The 5,530-nt window shown below is 61.9% G+C and carries 6 protein-coding genes; 4 read left to right on the top strand and 2 right to left on the bottom strand.

The window, feature by feature from the left end; genetic code table 11:
• From glcF to yghX, 3 genes are all read left to right on the top strand, one after another.
• On the top strand, positions 1–1,052 hold a 1,052-nt coding region (gene glcF, locus AC1DVH_RS25440), incomplete at its 5' end, for a glycolate oxidase subunit GlcF (protein WP_477756129.1).
• A gap of 19 nt (positions 1,053–1,071) precedes the next feature.
• Entirely contained in the window at positions 1,072–1,473 is a 402-nt protein-coding gene (locus AC1DVH_RS25435) for a heme-binding protein (RefSeq protein WP_477756128.1), read from the top strand.
• A 161-nt stretch (positions 1,474–1,634) separates the two neighbouring features.
• Positions 1,635–2,522, top strand: a complete 888-nt coding sequence (yghX, locus tag AC1DVH_RS25430) for a YghX family hydrolase (RefSeq protein ID WP_477756127.1) — start codon at positions 1,635–1,637, stop codon at positions 2,520–2,522.
• Between the two features lie 142 nt (positions 2,523–2,664).
• Here yghX and AC1DVH_RS25425 read toward each other — a convergent pair whose 3' ends face one another.
• Together AC1DVH_RS25425 and AC1DVH_RS25420 are read right to left on the bottom strand one after the other, a co-directional pair.
• Positions 2,665–3,318: a peroxiredoxin gene (locus AC1DVH_RS25425; RefSeq protein WP_056727305.1), complete on the bottom strand. Its 654-nt coding sequence runs from the start codon at positions 3,316–3,318 to the stop codon at positions 2,665–2,667.
• Positions 3,319–3,441: 123 nt separating this feature from the next.
• Positions 3,442–4,386 (bottom strand): aldo/keto reductase, encoded by a 945-nt coding sequence (locus AC1DVH_RS25420; protein WP_477756126.1) that lies wholly within the window; start codon positions 4,384–4,386, stop codon positions 3,442–3,444.
• A gap of 126 nt (positions 4,387–4,512) precedes the next feature.
• On the opposite strand from AC1DVH_RS25420, the gene AC1DVH_RS25415 reads away from it, so the two are divergent.
• The gene (locus AC1DVH_RS25415; RefSeq protein WP_477756125.1) at positions 4,513–5,301 is read left to right on the top strand and encodes an alpha/beta hydrolase; all 789 of its coding nucleotides are present in this window, start codon (positions 4,513–4,515) and stop codon (positions 5,299–5,301) included.
• Positions 5,302–5,530 lie beyond the last annotated feature (229 nt).

Below are 5,530 nucleotides of genomic sequence, written 5' to 3'. Positions count from 1 at the left end.
AGCAAGTACTGGAAGGCAACGACGTCACGCAAAAGACCCAGCAGCACCTGGATCGCTGCCTGTCGTGCCGCAACTGTGAAACCACCTGCCCGTCGGGCGTCGACTACCACAACCTGCTGGACATCGGTCGAGCGGTGGTCGATGCGGCGGTGCCGCGCCCGCTCGGTCAGCGCCTGTTGCGCGAGGGGTTGCGGCAGACCGTGCCGCATCCGGACTTGTTTAAAAGCCTGGTCAATAGCGGTCAGGTGTTCCGCGCGTTGCTGCCCGGCACCCTGCAAAGCAAGTTGCCGCGAACTGTCTACCCGGCCAAGCCGCGGCCCATGACCCTGCGTGAGCGTCAGGTGCTGATGCTCGAAGGTTGCGTGCAGCCCAGCCTGTCACCCAACACCAATGCCGCGGCGGCGCGGGTGCTGGACCGGTTGGGGATCAGCGTCATCGCGACCCGCGAGGCCGGTTGCTGCGGCGCCGTGGATTACCATCTGGACGCCCAGGCCGCCGGCCTCGATCGCGCCCGGCGCAACATCGACGCGTGGTGGCCGGGCATCGAAAAAGGCGCCGAAGCGATTGTGCAGACTGCCAGCGGTTGCGGCGCCTTTATCAAGGATTACGGCCATCTGCTCGCCAGCGACCCGGCCTATGCCGACAAGGCAAAAAAGGTCAGCGTGCTGGCCCGGGACCTGGTGGAAGTGTTGCGCGACGAGCCGCTGGGGAAACTTGGCATCCACGCCTCCCAACGCGTGGCCTTCCATTGCCCCTGCACCTTGCAGCATGGACAGAAACTCGGCGGTGCCGTGGAAGCACTGCTGACCGAACTCGGTTTCAACCTGACGTCAGTCCCCGACGGGCACCTGTGCTGCGGCTCGGCGGGCACCTATTCGCTGACTCAGCCCGAACTGTCGCGGCAGTTGCGCGACAACAAGCTCAACGCCCTGGAAAGCGGCCATCCCGAGGTGATTGTCACGGCCAACATCGGCTGCCAGACGCACCTCGACGGCGCGGGCCGAACCCCGGTGCGGCACTGGATCGAACTGGTCGAAGACGCCCTGCCTTAACTAAACCCTGGAGATGTCCATGAACCGCAAAGCCGTGCTGAGCCAGACCGAAGTCCAGCAGATCATCAAAGCCGCCCGCGCCGAAGCACAGGCCAATCAATGGGCCGTGACCATCGTGGTAGTCGATGACGGCGGCCACCCGCTGGCCCTCGAGCGCCTCGACGGCTGCGCGCCTGGCAGTGCCTACATCGCCACCGAAAAGGCGCGGACCTCAGCCCTCGGGCGGCGCCAATCGAAAAGCTATGAGGACATGGTCAACGCTGGGCGCTACGCTTTCCTGTCAGCACCGTTGCTGACCTCGCTTGAGGGTGGCGTGCCGATCGTTTTCGATGGGCAGGTGATTGGTGCTGTTGGTGTGTCGGGCGTCAAGCCCGGGCAGGATGCGCAGGTGGCCAAGGCCGGGGCGCAGTGCGTGAAATGAACAGAATGCACATCAAACATCCACCATAGCCCCCTGTGGGAGCGAGCTTGCTCGCGATGGCGGCAGACCAGTCGACATCTATGTTGAATGACACTCTGCCATCGCGAGCAAGCTCGCTCCCACAAGGGTCCGTGTTAAACCAGCCGAGAGGAGTTGCAGCAATGACCCGTCTAACTGCCAAAGACTTCGCCCCTGAACTGCTGGAACTCTACGACTACTACGCCCACGGCAAGATCAACCGCCGGGAGTTTCTCGACCGTGCGGCGCTGTTTACCTTCGGCGGTTTGACCGCGGGTGCCCTGCTCGCCGCGTTGAGCCCCAACTACGCACTGGCCGAGCAGGTCGAGTTCACCGATCCGGACATTCTTGCCGAATACATCACCTACCCGTCGCCCAAGGGCCACGGCCAGGTTCGTGGTTATCTGGTGCGTCCGGCCAAGGCCACCGGCAAGGTGCCGGCGGTGGTGGTCGTGCACGAAAACCGCGGGCTCAACCCGTACATCGAAGACGTCGCCCGGCGTGTGGCCAAAGCTGGTTTCATCGCCCTCGCCCCGGACGGCCTGAGTTCGGTCGGCGGTTATCCCGGCAATGACGACAAGGGCCGCGAACTTCAGGCCACGGTCGACCCGGAAAAGCTGATGAACGACTTTTTCGCCGCCGTCGAGTGGATGATGAAACACCCCGCCGCCACTGGAAAAGTCGGTATCACCGGGTTCTGCTACGGCGGTGGCGTGACCAATGCCGCTGCCGTGGCCTATCCGGAACTGGGTGCCGCCGTATCGTTTTATGGCCGTCAGCCAACGGCCGAGGAGGTGCCACGGATCAAGGCACCGGTGATGCTGCACTACGGCGAACTGGATACGCGGATCAACGAAGGCTGGCCAGCCTATGAGAAAGCGTTGAAGGCCGGGGGCAAGACCTATGAGGCCTATATTTATCCGGGCTGCAATCATGGCTTTCACAATGATTCGACGCCGCGTTATGACGAGGCGGCGGCGAAGCTGGCGTGGGAGCGGACGTTGGGGTGGTTTAAGAAGTATCTGGTTTGACCGGAAGTTGAGGCCGGCAGAACTGGCCTCATCGCGAGCAAGCTCGCTCCCACATTGGATCTCTGTCGTACACAGTTCTTGTGTTCGCTGGAGATCCCTGTGGGAGCGAGCTTGCTCGCGATGGCGGTCCCACTGCTGGTGACTACTTCGGCTGAGCCACAGTCCGCAGATACGGCTTCAAGGTCTTGAAGCCATCCGGGTATTTCTTCTTCGCGTCTTCGTCAGACACCGAGGTCGGGATGATCACGTCTTCACCCGGCCGCCAGTTCACTGGCGTGGCAACGGTGTGCTTGGCATTCAGTTGCAGGGAATCGAGCAGGCGCAGCACTTCATCGAAGTTGCGCCCGGCGCTCATTGGGTAGATCAGCATGGCCTTGACCTTCTTGTCCGGGCCGACGATGAACACCGAACGCACCGTGGCGTTGTCCACTGCCGTGCGCGCGCCGCCGCTGGCATTGGGATGGATCATGTCGTAGAGCTTGGCCACCACCAGGTTTTCGTCGCCGATCAGCGGATAGTTGACCGCCGTGCCCTGGGTCTCGGCGATGTCACCGACCCAACGGTTATGGTCACTGACCGGGTCGACGCTGAGGCCGAGGACCTTGGTGTTGCGCTTGTCGAATTCCGGCTTGAGTTTGGCCAGGTAGCCCAGTTCGGTGGTGCACACCGGGGTGAAATCCTTGGGATGGGAAAACAGGATGGCCCACCCATCGCCGATCCATTGGTGAAAGTTGAGGGTGCCTTCGGTGGTGTCGGCGGTGAAGTCCGGTGCTTCGTCGCCAATACGGATAGCCATGTTCGATCTCCTTGCAGTGATGGACAGGGACGCCGTCAGGGCAGCGAATGCGCTTTCAACGGCATGGACGCGAAACAGTATAGGAGAGGTTCCGGGACTCGCCGGCCTGCGTTGGCTGAGTCGCTAGCCCACCAGCGCAATCAGTTGCTGACGCTGGGCGTCGGTCAGCATCGGGCCGAAACCGGCCCGGGCATTTTCCGCCATGTAGCGCGGGTTGCCGGTGCCCGGAATCACGCAGGTCACCGCCGAATGCGACAGCAGGAACTTCAGCGCCAGTTGCGGCCAGCTCTTGACCCCGACTTGCGCCGCCCAGCCTGGCAGCGGCTTATCCCTCAGCCTGGCCAGCAAGCCGCCACCGCCGAACGGCCGGTTGCAAATCACCGCTACCCCACGCTCACGGCACAACGGCAGCAGGCGTTTCTCGACTGCGCGATCATCCAGGGCGTAGTTGATCTGCAAAAAGTCCAGTGGCTCGGCCTTGAGTACCGCTTCCACTTCTTCATAGGCTGATGCGGTGTAATGGGTGATGCCGATGTAACGAATACGCCCTTGTTCCTTCCAGTGGCGCAGGGTCGGCAAGTGCGTCTGCCAGTCCAGCAGGTTGTGGATCTGCATCAGATCGATCCGGTCGGTTTGCAACAGGGCGAAGGATTGTTCCATCTGCGCGATGCCTTCTTCGCGGCCCCGGATCCACACCTTGGTGGCCAGGAACGCCGGTGAGCGCGGCTCATGGATCGACAGCAGTTCGCCGATGGTCTGTTCGGCGCGACCGTACATCGGCGAGCTGTCGATCAGCTTGCCACCCTTGTCGAACAACGCATCGAGCACCGCGGGCAAGTCTTTGCAGGCCGGTTGCGCAGGTTCGACATCGAATCCGCGATAAGTGCCCAACCCTACGATCGGCAAGGACTCGTTGCTGGAAGGAATGGCGCGGGTCTGCATGGTCTTGCCTCCTGTTCCCGTCGACGGCTCGGGCTGTGCACCCGCCGGACCGAACGTGAAGACCGCCGAAGCACCGGCAGCCAGCGTGAGTACTTCTCTACGGGTGTAACCCTCAGGATGGCTCATAAAACGCTTCTCACCAGTCGCCGGGGTCCGGGCTGTTGCGCCGACAACCCGGAAAACCCGCGCCAAGGGTCGATTGACTACACTCAGAAAGCCTTGCGCCAGCCACTTTCAAACCCCGAGCAGTCAATGCCGCCCACTAACGTTAGTCGAATGTCGCGCACCCTGTTATTACTCGTCGTCATCATCGCTGCGTTGTACCTGGCGCTGTGCGTGGCGCTGTTCGTGTTCCAGCGGGCGCTGATTTATTACCCGCAACCGCGCGCCATCGGGACCGCCGCGACGCTGCTCACCCTGCCTGTCGCCGACGCACAGGTGCTGGTCTCCATCCGACCGCACGAGGGTCCCAACGCGCTGATCTATTTCGGCGGCAATGCCGAAGACGTCTCGCGCAACCTGCCCGAGTTCTCCCAAGCCTTCCCTGACTACGCGCTGTACCTACTGCATTACCGGGGTTATGGCGGCAGTTCCGGCTCACCTTCCGAAGAGGCCATTGCCCGCGATGCCATCACCTTGTTCGACCAGGTGTATGTCAGCCATCCGCATGTGGCGGTGGTCGGACGCAGCCTGGGTTCCGGGGTTGCCGTGCGCCTGGCCAGCGAACGCCCGGCCGCGCGACTGGTGTTGATCACGCCCTATAACAGCCTCGAAGGGCTGGCTGCCCGTCAATTTCGCTGGTTTCCGGTGCGCTGGTTGTTGAAGGATAAATACCAGTCCTGGCGCTACGCCGCCCGCATCACGGTGCCGACTCGTCTGATTGCCGCCGAGCATGATGAAGTGATTCCGCGCTCAAGTACCGAGCGTCTGTTAAGTCATTTCACCCGCGGTGTGGCGTCATTGCAGGTGATACCGGGGACAGGACATAACTCGATCAGCGACAGCCCTGAGTACCTCAAGAGGCTGGGGGATGGGTTGTAGCAAGCAAGGTAGAACATACCTGTGACCTGTGGCCGTTCATCCGAGAATTCACCAGCACTCAATAAAAACATATTTTTATGCCTATATTGATATTGTCGAACGTTCCCACTCTCAGAGGGTGCCGTCATGAATATCAAAACCCTGGCTTTGCTCCTGCTGGCTTTCTGTGCGCAACCGGTCTGGAGCCAGACGCCCGCCGCCTCACCTGCCGCTGCCGACAGCCCCGCGC

Source organism: Pseudomonas sp. P4_C3 (assembly GCF_056402075.1).
Note: the sequence above shows the minus strand (reverse complement) of the source record. Positions and strands in the feature narration are given on the sequence as shown.

What these genes read in the sequence shown, in the direction of transcription:
- AC1DVH_RS25415 (WP_477756125.1), top strand. Translation starts at nt 4,513, where the DNA reads ATGCCGCCCACTAACGTTAGTCGAATGTCGCGCACCCTGTTATTACTC.
- yghX (WP_477756127.1), top strand. Translation starts at nt 1,635, where the DNA reads ATGACCCGTCTAACTGCCAAAGACTTCGCCCCTGAACTGCTGGAACTC.
- AC1DVH_RS25420 (WP_477756126.1), bottom strand. Translation starts at nt 4,386, where the DNA reads ATGAGCCATCCTGAGGGTTACACCCGTAGAGAAGTACTCACGCTGGCT.
- AC1DVH_RS25435 (WP_477756128.1), top strand. Translation starts at nt 1,072, where the DNA reads ATGAACCGCAAAGCCGTGCTGAGCCAGACCGAAGTCCAGCAGATCATC.
- AC1DVH_RS25425 (WP_056727305.1), bottom strand. Translation starts at nt 3,318, where the DNA reads ATGGCTATCCGTATTGGCGACGAAGCACCGGACTTCACCGCCGACACC.